This is a genomic window from Burkholderia sp. AU16482 (assembly GCF_002223285.1).
Taxonomy (GTDB): domain Bacteria; phylum Pseudomonadota; class Gammaproteobacteria; order Burkholderiales; family Burkholderiaceae; genus Burkholderia; species Burkholderia semiarida.
Window position 1 is genome coordinate 1 of the sequence record NZ_NKEY01000020.1, and the last position, 765, is coordinate 765.

The following is a 765-nucleotide window of genomic DNA, read 5'->3' on the forward strand; positions in this document are numbered from 1 at the left end:
TTTTACCAGAAGTGGCTAGTCTAACCGCAAGGAGGACGGTCACCACGGTAGGATTCATGACTGGGGTGAAGTCGTAACAAGGTAGCCGTATCGGAAGGTGCGGCTGGATCACCTCCTTTCCAGAGCTATCTCGCGAAGTTGAGCGCTCACGCTTATCGGCTGTAAATTAAAGACAGACTCAGGGGTCTGTAGCTCAGTCGGTTAGAGCACCGTCTTGATAAGGCGGGGGTCGTTGGTTCGAATCCAACCAGACCCACCATTGTCTGGCGGTAACACACCTGAGGCATCTGTACTCATGGGGGCATAGCTCAGCTGGGAGAGCACCTGCTTTGCAAGCAGGGGGTCGTCGGTTCGATCCCGTCTGCCTCCACCAATCACCAACGCTAAGGGCTTGGTTCAGACACTGAACCGAGAATTTTGCATTGGCGATTGAGCCAGTCAGAGTGATATCAACAGATATCGGCTGTCGTTCTTTAACAATCTGGAAGAAGTAAGTAATTTGGATAGCGGAAGCGTCTTTGAGATGGACGTGGAAACTATCCGGGTTGTGATTGTATCGATGTATCTCAAGATGATTCGAACTTCATTGTTCGGCTCGATTTTGGAATACGGCACAACGCGAGAACTCAACCTGTAACGAGACAGACTCGTTATAGGGTCAAGCGAACAAGTGCATGTGGTGGATGCCTTGGCGATCACAGGCGATGAAGGACGCGGTAGCCTGCGAAAAGCTACGGGGAGCTGGCAAACGAGCTTTGATCCGTA

General features: G+C 51.4%; 2 tRNA genes and 2 rRNA genes. All 4 read left to right on the forward strand.

The annotated features are described in order from the left end of the window. A 16S ribosomal RNA gene (locus CFB35_RS33920) occupies window positions 1–119 on the forward strand; the annotation flags it as partial. A gap of 63 nt (window positions 120–182) precedes the next feature. Next, window positions 183–259, forward strand: a tRNA-Ile gene (locus CFB35_RS33925). 38 nt (window positions 260–297) lie between these two features. Next, a tRNA-Ala gene (locus CFB35_RS33930) sits at window positions 298–373 on the forward strand. 283 nt (window positions 374–656) lie between these two features. Then, window positions 657–765 (forward strand): 23S ribosomal RNA (locus tag CFB35_RS33940); the annotation flags it as partial.